At 66.1% G+C, this 12,654-nt stretch carries 13 protein-coding genes and 1 pseudogene; 5 read left to right on the forward strand and 9 right to left on the reverse strand.

All coding sequences use genetic code 11. From position 1 onward, the window contains the following. Positions 1-116 precede the first annotated feature (116 nt). The 5 genes from L0C60_RS07435 to L0C60_RS07455 form a co-directional block, all read right to left on the reverse strand. Positions 117-476 (reverse strand): prepilin-type N-terminal cleavage/methylation domain-containing protein, encoded by a 360-nt coding sequence (locus L0C60_RS07435; RefSeq protein ID WP_243092638.1) that lies wholly within the window; start codon positions 474-476, stop codon positions 117-119. A gap of 232 nt (positions 477-708) precedes the next feature. Then, positions 709-2,196, reverse strand: a complete 1,488-nt coding sequence (locus L0C60_RS07440; protein WP_234505610.1) for a hypothetical protein — start codon at positions 2,194-2,196, stop codon at positions 709-711. Positions 2,197-2,207: 11 nt separating this feature from the next. Further along, positions 2,208-2,903, reverse strand: a complete 696-nt coding sequence (locus L0C60_RS07445; RefSeq protein ID WP_234505613.1) for a prepilin-type N-terminal cleavage/methylation domain-containing protein — start codon at positions 2,901-2,903, stop codon at positions 2,208-2,210. Next, the gene (locus L0C60_RS07450; protein ID WP_234505616.1) at positions 2,900-3,280 is read right to left on the reverse strand and encodes a PilV family protein; all 381 of its coding nucleotides are present in this window, start codon (positions 3,278-3,280) and stop codon (positions 2,900-2,902) included. The genes L0C60_RS07445 and L0C60_RS07450 overlap by 4 nt, the downstream gene beginning before the upstream one ends. A 446-nt stretch (positions 3,281-3,726) precedes the next feature. After that, complete coding sequence (locus tag L0C60_RS07455) at positions 3,727-4,191, reverse strand: GspH/FimT family protein (protein ID WP_234505619.1); 465 nt, start codon at positions 4,189-4,191, stop codon at positions 3,727-3,729. A gap of 48 nt (positions 4,192-4,239) precedes the next feature. Here L0C60_RS07455 and L0C60_RS07460 point away from each other — a divergent pair, with 48 nt between their 5' ends. Then, positions 4,240-5,430 (forward strand): thiolase family protein, encoded by a 1,191-nt coding sequence (locus tag L0C60_RS07460; RefSeq protein ID WP_234505622.1) that lies wholly within the window; start codon positions 4,240-4,242, stop codon positions 5,428-5,430. On the opposite strand, the gene L0C60_RS07465 is transcribed toward L0C60_RS07460, so the two are convergent. Beyond that, positions 5,427-5,735 carry a DUF503 domain-containing protein gene (locus tag L0C60_RS07465; protein WP_234505625.1) on the reverse strand — a complete coding sequence of 103 codons (309 nt, stop codon included), beginning with the start codon at positions 5,733-5,735 and terminating at the stop codon, positions 5,427-5,429. The genes L0C60_RS07460 and L0C60_RS07465 overlap by 4 nt on opposite strands. A gap of 16 nt (positions 5,736-5,751) precedes the next feature. Next, on the reverse strand, positions 5,752-8,214 hold the full coding sequence (locus tag L0C60_RS07470) for a BamA/OMP85 family outer membrane protein (RefSeq protein ID WP_234505628.1): 2,463 nt from the start codon (positions 8,212-8,214) through the stop codon (positions 5,752-5,754). Positions 8,215-8,259: 45 nt separating this feature from the next. On the opposite strand from L0C60_RS07470, the gene L0C60_RS07475 reads away from it, so the two are divergent. The 3 genes from L0C60_RS07475 to L0C60_RS07485 are packed head-to-tail and all read left to right on the forward strand — an operon-like array spanning position 8,260 to position 10,181. Continuing rightward, positions 8,260-9,087 carry a purine-nucleoside phosphorylase gene (locus tag L0C60_RS07475; protein ID WP_234505631.1) on the forward strand — a complete coding sequence of 276 codons (828 nt, stop codon included), beginning with the start codon at positions 8,260-8,262 and terminating at the stop codon, positions 9,085-9,087. Further along, entirely contained in the window at positions 9,087-9,722 is a 636-nt protein-coding gene (locus L0C60_RS07480; protein ID WP_234505633.1) for a YggS family pyridoxal phosphate-dependent enzyme, read from the forward strand. The genes L0C60_RS07475 and L0C60_RS07480 overlap by 1 nt, the downstream gene beginning before the upstream one ends. A gap of 6 nt (positions 9,723-9,728) precedes the next feature. Next, positions 9,729-10,181: a DivIVA domain-containing protein gene (locus tag L0C60_RS07485; protein WP_234505636.1), complete on the forward strand. Its 453-nt coding sequence runs from the start codon at positions 9,729-9,731 to the stop codon at positions 10,179-10,181. On the opposite strand, the gene L0C60_RS07490 is transcribed toward L0C60_RS07485, so the two are convergent. Continuing rightward, a complete protein-coding gene (locus tag L0C60_RS07490; protein ID WP_234505639.1) occupies positions 10,123-10,692 on the reverse strand; it encodes a YdcF family protein in 570 nt (189 codons plus the stop codon). The two genes, L0C60_RS07485 and L0C60_RS07490, sit on opposite strands and share 59 nt — an antisense overlap. 50 nt (positions 10,693-10,742) lie before the next feature. Here L0C60_RS07490 and hflX point away from each other — a divergent pair, with 50 nt between their 5' ends. After that, a complete protein-coding gene (gene hflX / locus L0C60_RS07495) occupies positions 10,743-12,392 on the forward strand; it encodes a GTPase HflX (protein WP_234505642.1) in 1,650 nt (549 codons plus the stop codon). Here the strand turns inward: hflX and L0C60_RS07500 are convergent. After that, positions 12,380-12,648 (reverse strand): annotated as a pseudogene (locus tag L0C60_RS07500) (acylphosphatase). The gene hflX and the pseudogene L0C60_RS07500 overlap by 13 nt on opposite strands. Positions 12,649-12,654 lie beyond the last annotated feature (6 nt).

Raw genomic sequence — 12,654 nt, forward strand, 5'->3', positions numbered from 1 at the left:
CATAACATCAGTCTCCTGACCCAGAAGATGGCTGGGTAGCAACTTGGGTTATTCTATGGCCTGCAAAAAGGAAAAAGCCTTGGGGCCCCTATGTAAGGGGCCCCAAGTTGGGACGATTACGGTACGTTGAACGTGGTGCCGTTGGAGCTTACTACAGTCACCGTAGGCTCGGTACCACTCCCGGCTACGGTGCAGCTTTGTACTGCGGCACCCGGGTCAGGCACGCTGTACTGGCCTGCTTGGAAGCCACCAGCCTTACAGTCGGTGTCGGTAATGTCGGCTACCGTGCGGCTAGAATCCTCGGCGATAAACGCGTACGCAGCCTTGTAGACGTTTTGCGCGTGGGCTTGGGCTGCCCGGTCGTTGGCCGCCCGCCGTGCCTGGAGCAGGTTGGGGATAAGCACCGCTGCCAGGATGCCGATGATAGCGATGACGATCAGGAGCTCAATCAAGGTGAAGCCTTTAGCGTTCCGCATACTTCTTTCTCCTCCAAGATTTCCGCGCTTTCATCTATCGCGCGGCCATGAGTGCCTGTTGCCGAAAAGCCTTCTTACCGGACCATCTCTCTAACCTTTTTCCTTGTACCTTTAACCCTCCTTTCACCTCCTTTCGCACCCCATTCTTAGGGAGCTTTCCTCCTTTTGTCAACTCCCCCTTTTGGGGGGGACACCTTTAGGGTGGCAGGGGGGTGTGAAAGGGGTGTGAAAGCTAGCGGCGGTAAAGGACCCGGGGCCTGGGGTTGCCGTGGGTTTCAACCTGGGGGAGGTCGGTGTTCTGGGCGCTGGAGCTTTGGATGTAGAACTGTCCTCCGCCGTTGCGGGTGGCACCACCCATGCTAACGGCACCCCCGATGAAGGCCCCTGTGCCGTTAAAGGTGATCTGGCCCCTTGCCCACATAAAAGCATGGGTATCGGCCCGTCCGTTGAAGGTGATGTCCCCCTCGCTCACGATAGCGAGGGCGTGGTCGTTTAGCAGATTAGCTCCGCCGTTAAAGGTGATGCTTTGGCGGGCTGCTAGGGTGCTGTTCCCACGGAAGAGGGCGTTTGCGTTTAGGTTGACGTAGCCTCCAGAGTAAAACTTGCTGTCCGTGGCTTGGACGTCCCCGAGATTTACCCCGCTTCCTGCTGCCACCTTGACCCCTTGCAGGGTGGCGCTTCCGTTCACCTGGAAGGTGCCTCCCACGTAGAAGGTGACCCCGCTTAACGAGGTGCCGCCTGGAAGGGCTACGTTGCCCTGCACGCACACGCGCAGATTAGAGCCGTTTAGGGCGTTCAGGACGAGGCCCAGGAGAGCGTTCACGTCCGTGGGAAGGTTGGTGTGGCCTCGGGCATCAAGGAAAGAGGTGAGTTCATCGCTCCTTCCGGGATCCAGGCTGGAGAAGGTCACGTCGCACCGTCCTCCTGCCACGGCGTCCGGGTAGGGACTCGAGGCCCTCACCCCTAGGGCGGTCTGGGCCAGGTTGTCCACGTCGGGAGGGCTGATGCGGTAAGCCTCCCGCCAACGCACCTGACGCCCCGTGACCGCATCCGTGCACACCAGGTCGGGGTCGCCGGGGGTTTGGTAGACGGGGCAGACCTGGTACTTGGGCGCGTTGCCCTGGCACACGCTCCGGTTGTTCCCCGAGGCGTTGCACTGCGGGTTCCCTACCCTGGCCCCGCCCGTGATGGGGGGAGGGCTGAGTTCGCTAACGTTACGGCAGTTCGCCCCGTTTTCGTCGCACACCCGGACTTGCCCCGTGAGGTTGGCGTACCCCAGGTCGGCGTGGAGCCGGGCGTTCCGGAGGTCCACCCCGCCGTTGATGGTGATGTGACCCCCGGTGATCCAGCCTTGGCCGAAGAGGGGGTGGGTCCTTTGGGCGGGCACCGCCTGGAGGCCCAAGAGGGCCACGGCCTGGTGCCGGGCCATGCCCTGGGTGCCCGTGCTTTCCACCCGGTACTGCCCGTTCCCTTCGGCGGTAAGGGTGGCGGTGTAGCCTGGGCCCCTGAGCTGGACCGTGCCCGTGGGTGCTCCTTGGGCTGCCAGGTGGGCCAAGGCGTGGTCAATCCCGGCTTCCGCCCGCTCCCGGGCCACGGCTTTTTGGGCCAGGTGGCTACCCGTCCGCAGGTTGGCCTCGGCCCACAGGCTCACGGCCAAGGAGAGGAGGAGGACCACGGTCATGGCGGAAAGGACACTGACCAGGGCAATCCCTTTGCGCATACGTACCTCCTTCAACGCACCAGGTTGGGCATGGCTACCACCACGAGCCGCTCCGCCCGGGGGTGGCCGTCCTGGGGAGGGCTATAGCCGGAGAGGAGTAGATCCCGGCCTAGGCCGGGAGCCTTCTCCCAGTCCACTTGGCTTCCCGGGGTGAAGGGCCTTGCCCCCGTGCGCCAGGGGGAGCGGGCGGCCAGGTAGAGAGCTAGGGCTTCCACCTTGGGGTTCGCTCCCCCTTGGGAAAGGGTGACGCTAAGGTTCCCGCTCGCCCAGCTTCCTCCCGAACGGTAGGCCAGCCGGAAGGCCTCCACCCCGTCCATCACGGGCTGGTTGAGGGTGGGGGCGCAGGCCTCGCCGGTGCAGGTTCCCCAGTAAAGGGTCCCATCCCGAAACGCGTACCCCACGGTGCGGACCTTGCCCATGCTCTCGCTGGAGCAATAGATCTCCATGCCGTCGTCGCAGAGGAAGCGGAGGAGGAGGCTACCGGAGAGGACGAGGGGTGTGCCCGTTTCCAGGCGGTAGCCCGCCAGGGAGGCTTCCCGGGCGAGGACCATAGCGGTGAGGGAAAGCTCCTCGCTCAGTAGGGCCAGGGCCCGCTGGGTGCGCTCAAGCCGCAGGGTGCTCTGGGTGGTGGCAAGCATCGCGCTGAGGAGGAGGCCCAGGATGGCAAGGCTTAGGAGGACTTCCAGGAGGGTAAAGGCGCGCCTCATGGCCGATAGACCACCGTTTCCAGGGTCAGGCGGGGGGAGTCCTTGGGGACCTCGAGGACCACCCGGAAAGCGTGGGCTGTTCCGGTGGCCGGGCATTCCAGGGTGCCGTCCGCCTTAGCGGCGCAGGGGGTGTAGGTGCACCGGGCGGTGGCCGTGGTCAGGGAGAGGGTATCCCGGCAGAGGGCCTCTATGTTTCCCGGGTTGGCCCGCATGCTTGCCAGGAGGTTTTCCGCCTCGCGCACCAGGGCCTGGGTCAGCCGACCGCTTTGGGAAGCCCTGAGGCTGGTGACCTGCAGGCCGAGGAAGGCGAGGCTTACCATGGACAACAGGACCACGGCCAAGAGGACCTCCAAAAGGGAGAGCCCTTTAACACCCACCGCCCATCACCTCCCAAACCCTTCCCCCTGGTCTTAGGCAGAGGGATGCTTGGCGCTGCCCCACGTAATGCCGGAGGTTTTGGACCTGTCCATCCATTGACCCTTCCAGGGCATTGACCTGGAGTTCGCCTAAGGCTTCCATGCCTTGGGGAAGAACCCATCTCCGCAGTATGATTTCACCTTGCTCAAGCTCCCAAGCCCCGTTTGACGCCTTGAAGCTTAGGGTCTCCCCGCGGCAGATCGCCTCCGTGCGGCCTTGCTGGATGGCGGTCCGGCCTTCAGCCAAAGTGGCACGAAGCCGGTAGGGAGCGTAAAGAACGGGGTAGACGAGCGATCCCAGGACGGTCAAAATTCCCATGACCGCAAGAAGTTTCAAAAGCGTGAGCCCCCGTATCGCCCTTAGTTTCTTCTGGTCTAGCCCTTTGGGGTATCCCCCAAAAGGGAGGTCAGCAACTGGCGTTTGGGGTTTCCCGCACCCTCCCCCCTATGGACACGCAGAGAAGGACACGTTGGGAACCCATCCACAGGGCTACCCGCACCCCAGTGTGGGGCCGGCCTAGGGCGTTGAAGCGGAGGCCGGGTTGGAAACCCGTGTGGAGCTCTACCCTTGCCCCCAAGCCTGGCCGGAAGCGGGCGAGAAGCGGGTTTCCTTGGCAGGTCCCGTTTCGGTCCAGGTCTAGGCAGGCAAGCAGCCCGTCTCCCTCCGCCACCACCGCCACCATCTCTCCCCGCCGGATGGCCTCCGTTCGCCCCCTTTCCAGGAAAGACCGCAGCTCGGCGAGCAGGAGGCCTTCCCTTTCCCGGAACCACCAAGCCCCTCCTAGGCCCAAGAGGAGGCCCAGAAGGGCCAAGACCACCAGGAGCTCCAGGAGGGTGAGCCCTCGGCATTTTATGGAGCTGAAATTTTTCATGGAACCAATATAGCCCAAGTGGTTCCATCGGGATGGTATGATGACCCCATGCAACCGGTCTACATCGTTTCCGCAGCCCGCACCCCCATCGGCAAGTTCGGGGGAGCGCTCAAGGACGTAAGCCCGGTGGAGCTCGGGGCCCACGCCATGCGGGCGGCCCTGGAGCGGGCCGGGGTGGAGGGGAAGGAGCTGGACCTCTACGTCTTCGGCAACGTGCTCAGGGCGGGGCACGGGCAGCTTCTCCCCAGGCAGGCGGCCCTGAGGGCGGGCATCCCCAAGGAGGTGGACGGCTACCAGGTGGACATGGTCTGCGCCTCGGGGATGATGGCCACCTTGAACGCCTTCCAGTTCCTGCGCACGGGGGAGGCCCGCCTGGCCCTGGCCGGGGGGATGGAGTCCATGAGCCAGGCGGGGTTTTACCTCTCCCACCGGGCGAGGTGGGGGTACAAGTTCCTCCTGGGTTCGCCGGAAAGCCTCCAGGACATCCTCCTCCGGGACGGGCTTTCCGACCCCTTCACCGGCGAGGCCATGGGAGAGCAGGCGGAAAGGCTCGCCCAGGACTACGGGGTGCGCCGGGAGGAGATAGACGAGGCCGCCTACCTCTCCCACAAGCGGGCCGCCGAGGCCACGGAGAAGGGCTTTTTCGCCTGGGAGATCGCCCCCATGGAGCTCCCCGGGAAAAAGGGGAAGGTGGTGGTGGACAAGGACGAGGGCATCCGGCCCGAAACCACCCTGGAGTCCCTGGCCGCCCTAAAGCCCGCCTTCAAGAAGGACGGGGTCCTCACCGCCGGGAATAGCAGCCAGATCTCCGACGGGGCGGCGGCCCTGCTCCTCGCCTCGGAGGAGGCGGTGAAGGCCCACGGCCTAAAGCCCCTGGCCCGCATCCTGGGGGGGGCCTGGGTCGCCGGGGAGCCTTGGCGCTTCCCCGAGGCCCCTGTCCCGGCGGCCAAGCGCCTTTTGGACCGGCTTGGGATGCGGGTGGAGGACTTCGGCCTCTTTGAGAACAACGAGGCCTTCGCCCTGAATAACGTCCTCTTTAGCCGCCTCCTTAAGGTGCCCTACGAGCGGCTCAACGTCTTTGGGGGGGCGGTGGCCCTGGGCCACCCCATCGGGGCGAGCGGGGCCAGGATCCTGGTCACCCTCCTGAACGCCCTGCGGGTGAAGGGGGAGGAGCGGGGGCTTGCCGCCATCTGCCACGGCACCGGGGGGTCCGTGGCCTTCGCCCTGGAGATGGTCTAGAGGAGGCCGTCCAGCTCAAAGGCCTCGAGGCGGTACTCCTCCAAGGCCACCTGGAAGCCCCCGTTTTGCGCCAGGAAGCGGGCGGCTTCCCTTAGGGTTTCCTCCACCCAGGCGGGGTCGTTGCCCAGGACGCTAAAGCCCACTACCTCAAACCCCCAGGCGTCCAGGCCATAAAGCCTGGCGGCGGAAACGGGGAAGCGGGCCTTGAGCCTTTCCAGGGCCGGCTTGATGAGGGCCCGCTTCTCCTTGAGGCTCCGGGCGGGGGTTTCCAGCCGCGCCGTGTATAGACCCAGGTACGCCTTCATGGGCCTCAAGAACAGGTTAGAACATGGGCCCGATGCGGAAGTGCAGGATGCCCGTGGGCTTCTCCGGGCTGAAGGCGTAGTCCAGCCGCAAGGAGGGGAGCAGAACGCCAAAAACATCCAAATCCAGTTGCAGGCCGATGCCCGCTCCCCACTTTAGGCCCTGGGTGTTGTCGGTGAGGCCCGCATCGGCAAAGACGATGCCGTAGAGGTTCGTTCCTCCTTGGGGCGCGAGGTTGAAGTCGTAGCGGTATTCCACCGAGCCTGTGGTGAAGGACAGGCCGCTATACTTGCGCTCGTCGTATCCCCTGAGGAGGAAGGCTTCAGCTCCAGCTCCGGAAAGGTAGAAGCGTTCGCTTTGGGGAGGAGAACCCAACAGCGTGCCCGCCGAGAGGCGGAGGGCCAGGGCGTGGCGCCGGTCTTCCGAAAGGGGGAAGTAGGTTTTCCCCGTGGCCACCAAGGGCACGTAGGCTTGCCGGCCTCCGGTATCCGGGAAAGAGAGGCCGACGCCTGTGGAGAGGTTTAGCTCGTACCCTTGGGTGCGGAAGCGGGGGTTATCCACCAGGATATAGGCAAGGCCTGTGTCCAGGCGGAGGTTCCAAGCGGGTGTGGGCAGGAGGCTTTGGGCGAGGTTGACGTTCTTGTATCCGGTGCCGTCGCAATAGGCAGGGTCGGAAGGGCCGGCAGATGGGTTACAGGGGGCCTTTCCATCGTAGACCTCCAAGGCGTACCTAAGCCTTTGGGCGGCAATACCTAAAGAAACCCGGAGGTTGGGTAGATCTTTGGAGAAGGGCCGAGCAACGCTTAACCCGAAGCCGCTTCGCCTTTCCGTGTACTGCCATCCCGTATCCGTACTGCCATCGTAGAGGATGTTGTTGCCTACGGGGACGGAGTAGGCACTTAGGGAGAGGGAGGTGCGCACCTCTTTGAGGTCCCCTGCGTCCAGGTAAAGCCAGGGGATGGTGTAGCTAGCCGAGAAGGATAGGTTATCCCTGGCATCGTTCTGGATCCAAGAGAGCTCCACCGCCGCCTGGTGGGCTAGGCCGAACAGGTTGATTTCCTTGAAGGTCAGGCTTCCCGACCAGCCCTCTAAGGAGCTCCAGCCGATGGCGGGCTGGAAAAGTCCGGTGCGGGCCTCCTTGAGGCCAAGGACCACGGTGATTTCATCCTCCTTCTCCCCAGGGGAGAGGCGTACGGTGGGAGGCTCGGCGAGGAGCCCCGTGGCCATGAGGCGGGCAATGCCTTGGCGGAGGGCTTGTACGGAGAAGAGGCTTCCCGGCTTGGGAAGCTCCCTCAGGATCACCTCCTCCTGGGTGCGGTGGCCCCCCTGCCACTCCAGGCGGTACCCCCCGATCTTGAGCTCCACCACCTCCAGCTGGAAGGTGCCCTCCTGGAAGCGGTAGCGCACGTCCGCCACCTCGTAGCCCTTTTCCTGGTAGAAGCTGGCGATGCGCCGGGCGTCCTCCTGGGCCAGGGCGGGGGTGTAGACCTCCCCGGGCTTGAGGCGGAGGAGGCCGAGGAGGGTTTCCGTGGGGAAGGCGGTGTTGCCGCTAAGCGCCACCCGCTGGATCACGCCCCCTTCGGGCCCCACCTGGAGCTTGACCACCACCCCTTCCCCTTCCGGCACCAGGCTGAAGTTCACCACCCGGGAAAGCCCCTTGGAGAGGGCCTGCACCCCTTCCAGGAGGGCGCTATAGTTCAGGTAGTCCCCGGGCTTTAGGGGAAAGCCGGAGAGGTCCAGGTCCTCCCCTTCCACCCGTACCACCTTCAGTTCCCGCACCCGCACGCTGAGGACGCCGTTTTCCAGGCGGCTTTCCTGAAGGTCGGGGCCGCTAAAGCGGTAGCCTGCCCGCTCGTAGCGCCCGGCGATACCCCTTAGGGCCTCCTGGTACTTGGCGAAGTCAAAGGGGCCCTTGAGGGGTTCCAGGAGCTTGAGGAGATCGGCCTCGGGCAGGAGGGAAACCCCTTCCAGGCGCACCTCCTTCACCTCGGGGGTTTCCTCCACCCGGAAGGTGAGGAGGATGCCGCTCCCTTGTTCCTTGGTTTCCACCGCCACCTTGGGGGTGAAGGGGAAGCCGTTTTGCCGGTAGGCCTCCGCCAGGGCCTGGGCCGCCTCCTGGGCCCGCAAGGGGTTGTAGATGGCTTCCTTGCCGATGGCGAAGTTCTCCTCCAGGAAGCGGAGGAGGGTTTCTTGGGGGAAGGCCTTTCCCTCCACCTTGACCTCGGCGATGGGGGGGTAGGGGGTGAGGACGACCTTGAGGACGTCCCCCTCGAGGCGCACCGACACGTCCCGGAAGTAGCCCGTGGCCAGGATGGCTTTTCTGGCCGCTTCCAGATCCCCCGGCTCGTCCCCCACGCCAAAGGGCAGGGCGGCCCGGGCCAGGGCCTGGAGGACGGGGTCTCCCCCTTCCACCACCACGTCCTTTAGGGGGGCAGCCAGGGCCAGAAGGCCTAAGAAGGCTAGGGTAAGGAGGCGCTTCATGGCGGAAAGCATACCGGAAAGCGGTGAAGGGGCGGTGAGAGTAAAATGGCGGGGATGGGCGTCTACGAGGAAATCCAGGAGGCGGTTCGCTACATCCGGTCCAAGACGGACTTCACCCCCGAGGTGGGGGTGGTGTTGGGCTCGGGGCTTGGGCCCTTGGCGGAGGAGGTGGAGAAGGTGGCGGAGATCCCCTACGGGGAGATCCCCCACTTCCCCCTTTCCACCGCCCCCGGCCACGCCGGGCGGCTTGTTCTGGGGCACCTCGAGGGCAAGCGGGTGCTGGTCTACCAGGGCCGGGTCCACTACTACGAGGGGTATGGCGCCAGCGAGGTGGTCTTCCCCGTGCGGGTGGGCTTTTTCCTCGGGGCCAAGACCTTCCTCCTCACCTCCGCCGCCGGGGGGCTTAACCCCCGCTTCCGCGCCGGGGGGATTATGCTCCACCTGGACTACATCAACTTCGCCGGGGCAAACCCGCTAAGGGGCCCGAACGACGAGCGCTTAGGCCCCCGTTTCCCGGTGATGTTTGAGGCCTACGACCCCGGGCTGATAGACCTCGCCCGCCGGGTGGCCCGCAAGCAGGACCTCCACCTCTACGAGGGGGTCTATGCCTGGTTCATGGGGCCGAGCTTCGCCAGCCGGGCGGAGCTTAGGATGCTCCGGGAGCTCGGGGCGGACGCCATCGGTATGTCCACGGTGCCCGAGGTGATCGCCCTGAGGCACCTGGGGGCCAGGGTCTTGGGGCTTTCCACCATCACGGACATGGCCGTGCCCGAGCGGGAGCACCACGCCACGGAGGAGGAGGTCTTAAGGGTGGCGGCGGAAACGGGGCCCGTTTTCCGCCGCTATGTGCGGGGCATTTTGGCGGCGCTTTAATGGGGCTTCCCGAGGTTTTGGAGCGCATCGCCGAAGCCTGCCAAAGGGCGGGGCGAAGCCCAGGGGAGGTGCGCCTGGTGGCGGTGACCAAGGGGCGCACCCCGGAGGAGATCCGGGACAAGGTCCTCCGCTACGGGGACTTCCCCTTGGGGGAAAGCCGGGTGCAGGAGGCCCTGAGGAAGATGGAGGTCCTCGAGGCGGAGTGGCACCTCATCGGCCACCTCCAGCGCAACAAGGCCAAGTTCGCCCCCCGGTTTGCCCTCGTCCACTCCCTGGACTCCTTGCGCCTGGCGGAGGCCCTGGAGGGGGTGGGGGCCAAGGAGGGGAAGCGGCTTAAGGTCCTGGTGGAGGTGAACCTGGGCCGGGAGCCGCAGAAACACGGGGTTTTGGAGGAGGAGCTTCCCGAGCTCCTCGCCCGGGTGCGGGAGATGGAGCACCTGGAGCCCCTGGGCCTCATGACCGTGCCCCCCATAGGCCCCGAAAGGGTGGTCCGCCCCATCTTCAAAAGGCTTTCCCAGCTCGCCGACCGCTTCGGCCTTCCCGAGCGCTCCATGGGCATGTCGGACGATTACGTCTGGGCGGTGGAGGAGGGGGCCACCCTGGTGCGGATCGGGCGGGCCCTTTTTGTAGACTAGGGACACATGGACCTAACCCCTTTGGACGTGCGCTACCAGGAGTTCCCCACGAGCCTTCGCGGCTACCAGAAGGAGGCGGTGCGGGGCTACCTGGCCCGGGTGGCGGAGGTGATGGAGGCCCTCATCCAGGAGAACGAGGCCCTCAAGGAGCGGGTGCGGGCCCTGGAGGAGGAAGCTGCCCGGCTCAAGGAGGCGGAAGGGGAGCTGAGGCGGGCGGTGGTGGCGGCGGAGAAGATCGCCCGCGAGCTCAAGGCCCAGGCGGAACGGGAGGCCGAGCTCATCAAGAAGGAGGCCCAGGCGGCCAAGGAGCAGGTCCTAAGGGAGGCGGCGGAGGAGCTTAGGCGCATCCGTGGAGAGATTGAGCAAGCTAGGCGGGAGAAGGCCCTTTTCCTCGCCCAGTTCAAGGGGCTTTTGGAAGGGTATCTGGAGTCCTTGCGGCGGCTGGAAGGGGAGGCTTAAGCCCGCCGGGAAGGGGCCTTAGGCCCAGGTAGAGCCAAAGGCGGTAGAGGGCTTCCCGTACCCAGTAGCCCAAGGGGTAGGGGCCGGGCACGGGGTGGCCCTGGGCCGGTATCCCCAGGAGCCGGGCCAGGAAGAGGGCCCGGGGGAGGTGGGGGGCGTCGGTGACCAGGAGGACGGGGCCCCTTAGGTAAGGCTTAAGGAAGAGGAGGTTCTCGTAGGTGTTTTGGCTTTGCGTTTCGCAGAGGAGGGCCTCCTCGGGCACCCCCCTGGCCTTTAGGTAGCGGCAGCCCACCTCCCCCTCGCTCCACCGGTCCCCCGGGGCTTTCCCCCCGGCCACGGCGATCCGGGGGGCAAGGCCCTTTTGGTAGAGGGAGAGGGCGGCCTGAAGGCGCCGCTCCAGGGCGGGGGAGGGTCTTCCCCCGTACTGGGCTGCCCCCAGGACCACGATCCAGGCGTAGTCCCCTTGGGCGAGGGCGGGGAGGAGGAGGAAGGCGAGCCAAAGCGGGCGCACGGGCCCTACTCTACGCCCAAACGGCCAGGTTTTGCTATACTAAAGGGGCATTGGAGAAGATCTTTGGTAGGACGGAAGGGCTCAAGAAGAGCGAGCTTAAGAAGCTTTCCAACCTGTACCGCCGCCGGGTGCCCCCGGAGCGGGTCATCACCCCCGAACTCGCCCAGGCCTTGGCCCTCCTCTCGGCGGAGGTGGGCCGCCCCCTAAGCCTCCTTCTGGACCGGGAGGGCCGGGTGGTGCGGGTGGGGGTGGGGGACGCCAAGGAGCTTCCCATCCCCGAGGGGGCGAGGGCGGAGCGCAGGCTTTCCGGCTTCCGCCTCCTCCACACCCACCTTTCCCCCGGGGGGCTTTCCCGGCCCGACCTTTCCGTGCTCTTCCTCAACCGGCTGGACAGCATGGCCGCCCTCGAGGTGGCGGAGGGGAGGCCCACCACGCTCCACCTGGCCTTCCTCTCCCCGCCCAAGGCCCTGGAGGAGGACTGGCGCATCCTGCCCCCTAAGCCCTACTTCCAATACCTGGAGTTGGACCACCGCAAGGAGGTGGAGGCCCTGGAGGAGGAGCTCGCCCGCCAGGCCCGGGTGCGGGAACTCCAGGACGGAAGCGGGGAGCGGGCCATCCTGGTGGGGGTGGACCTGGGGGAAGGCCCCGAGGCGGAGGCGGGCCTAAGGGAGCTCGCCGAACTCACCCGCACCGCTGGGGGCGTGCCGGTGAAGAAGGTCCTGGTCTACCGCAAGGCCCTGGACCCGCGCTACCTGGTGGGGCTTGGCAAGCTGGAGGAGCTCAAAAGCCTCGCCTACCACGAGAACGCCTCCACCCTGATCTTCGGCCTGGAGCTTTCCCCCGCCCAGGCCCGGGAGATAGAAAAGGCCACGGGCCTTAAGGTCCTGGACCGCACCCAGCTCATCCTGGACATCTTCGCCCTCCACGCCAAGACCCCCGAGGCCCAGGCCCAGGTGGAGCTGGCCCAGCTCAAGTACCTCCTCCCCCGCCTGGTGGGGAAGGGGAAGGAGCTGAGCCGCCTTGGCGGCGGGATCGGCACCCGGGGCCCCGGGGAGACCAAGCTGGAGGTGGACCGGAGGCGGCTCCAGGAAAGGATCGCCCACCTGAGCCGCAAGCTGGAGGAGTACGCCAAAAGGCGGGAGGAGGCGAGGCGGCAAAGGAAGCGCCGGGGCGTGCCCCTCATCGCCGTGGTGGGCTACACCAACGCCGGGAAGACCACCCTCCTCCAGGCCCTGGCCCGGGGCGGGGAGCCGGGGGAGGACAAGCTCTTCGCCACCCTAAGGCCCCTCACCCGGCGGGGCTTTCTGCCCGGGGTGGGGGAGGTGCTCTTCACGGACACCGTGGGCTTCATCCGGAAGATGCCGGAGGAGCTCCTCACGGCCTTCCGGGCCACCCTCGAGGAGGTGCGGGAGGCGGACCTCTTGGTCCACGTCCTGGACGCTTCCGAGGAAGGGGGCTTGGAGCGGTACCGGGTGGTGGAGGCCCTCCTCGAGGAGCTTGGGGTGGAGGCCCCGCGGGTCCTCGCCCTTTCCAAGGCGGACCGGGCGGCCCCGTACGACGTCTACTACCTCCAGGAGCGGCTTGGGGGGGTGCCGGTTTCCGCCCTGAAGGGCACGGGGCTTCCCGAGCTCAGGGCGGCCTTGGCCGAGGCGCTCCTTCGGGCCGGGGCCAGGCCCCAGGCCTGGGCTCAGTACACGTGAAAGCCCTTTAGCCCGGTCGCCTCGGCCCACTGCACCTCCACCTCGTCCACCCGGGCGAGGCGGGGGCCCTGCTTGAGGTGGTGGAGAAAGGCCCGAAGCTCCTCCTCCGGGCCTTCCGCCACCACCTCCACCCGGCCATCCGGCAGGTTTTCCGCATAGCCGGAAAGGCCTAGCTCCAAGGCCTTCTTCTGAGCGAAGGCCCTGTACCCCACCCCCCTTGCACCCTTCCCTTCACCAAGGCCACCAGGCGCGGCATGAGGGC

It is taken from the genome of Thermus hydrothermalis (assembly GCF_022760925.1).
Taxonomy (GTDB): Bacteria; Deinococcota; Deinococci; order Deinococcales; family Thermaceae; genus Thermus; species Thermus hydrothermalis.

Bases quoted from the DNA above. Each gene is read 5' to 3' on its own strand.
- L0C60_RS07485 (WP_234505636.1), top strand. From the start codon at position 9,729: ATGGACCTAACCCCTTTGGACGTGCGCTACCAGGAGTTCCCCACGAGC.
- L0C60_RS07455 (WP_234505619.1), bottom strand. From the start codon at position 4,191: ATGAAAAATTTCAGCTCCATAAAATGCCGAGGGCTCACCCTCCTGGAG.
- L0C60_RS07445 (WP_234505613.1), bottom strand. From the start codon at position 2,903: ATGAGGCGCGCCTTTACCCTCCTGGAAGTCCTCCTAAGCCTTGCCATC.
- L0C60_RS07440 (WP_234505610.1), bottom strand. From the start codon at position 2,196: ATGCGCAAAGGGATTGCCCTGGTCAGTGTCCTTTCCGCCATGACCGTG.
- L0C60_RS07460 (WP_234505622.1), top strand. From the start codon at position 4,240: ATGCAACCGGTCTACATCGTTTCCGCAGCCCGCACCCCCATCGGCAAG.
- L0C60_RS07435 (WP_243092638.1), bottom strand. From the start codon at position 476: ATGCGGAACGCTAAAGGCTTCACCTTGATTGAGCTCCTGATCGTCATC.
- L0C60_RS07475 (WP_234505631.1), top strand. From the start codon at position 8,260: ATGGCGGGGATGGGCGTCTACGAGGAAATCCAGGAGGCGGTTCGCTAC.
- L0C60_RS07470 (WP_234505628.1), bottom strand. From the start codon at position 8,214: ATGAAGCGCCTCCTTACCCTAGCCTTCTTAGGCCTTCTGGCCCTGGCT.
- L0C60_RS07465 (WP_234505625.1), bottom strand. From the start codon at position 5,735: ATGAAGGCGTACCTGGGTCTATACACGGCGCGGCTGGAAACCCCCGCC.
- L0C60_RS07480 (WP_234505633.1), top strand. From the start codon at position 9,087: ATGGGGCTTCCCGAGGTTTTGGAGCGCATCGCCGAAGCCTGCCAAAGG.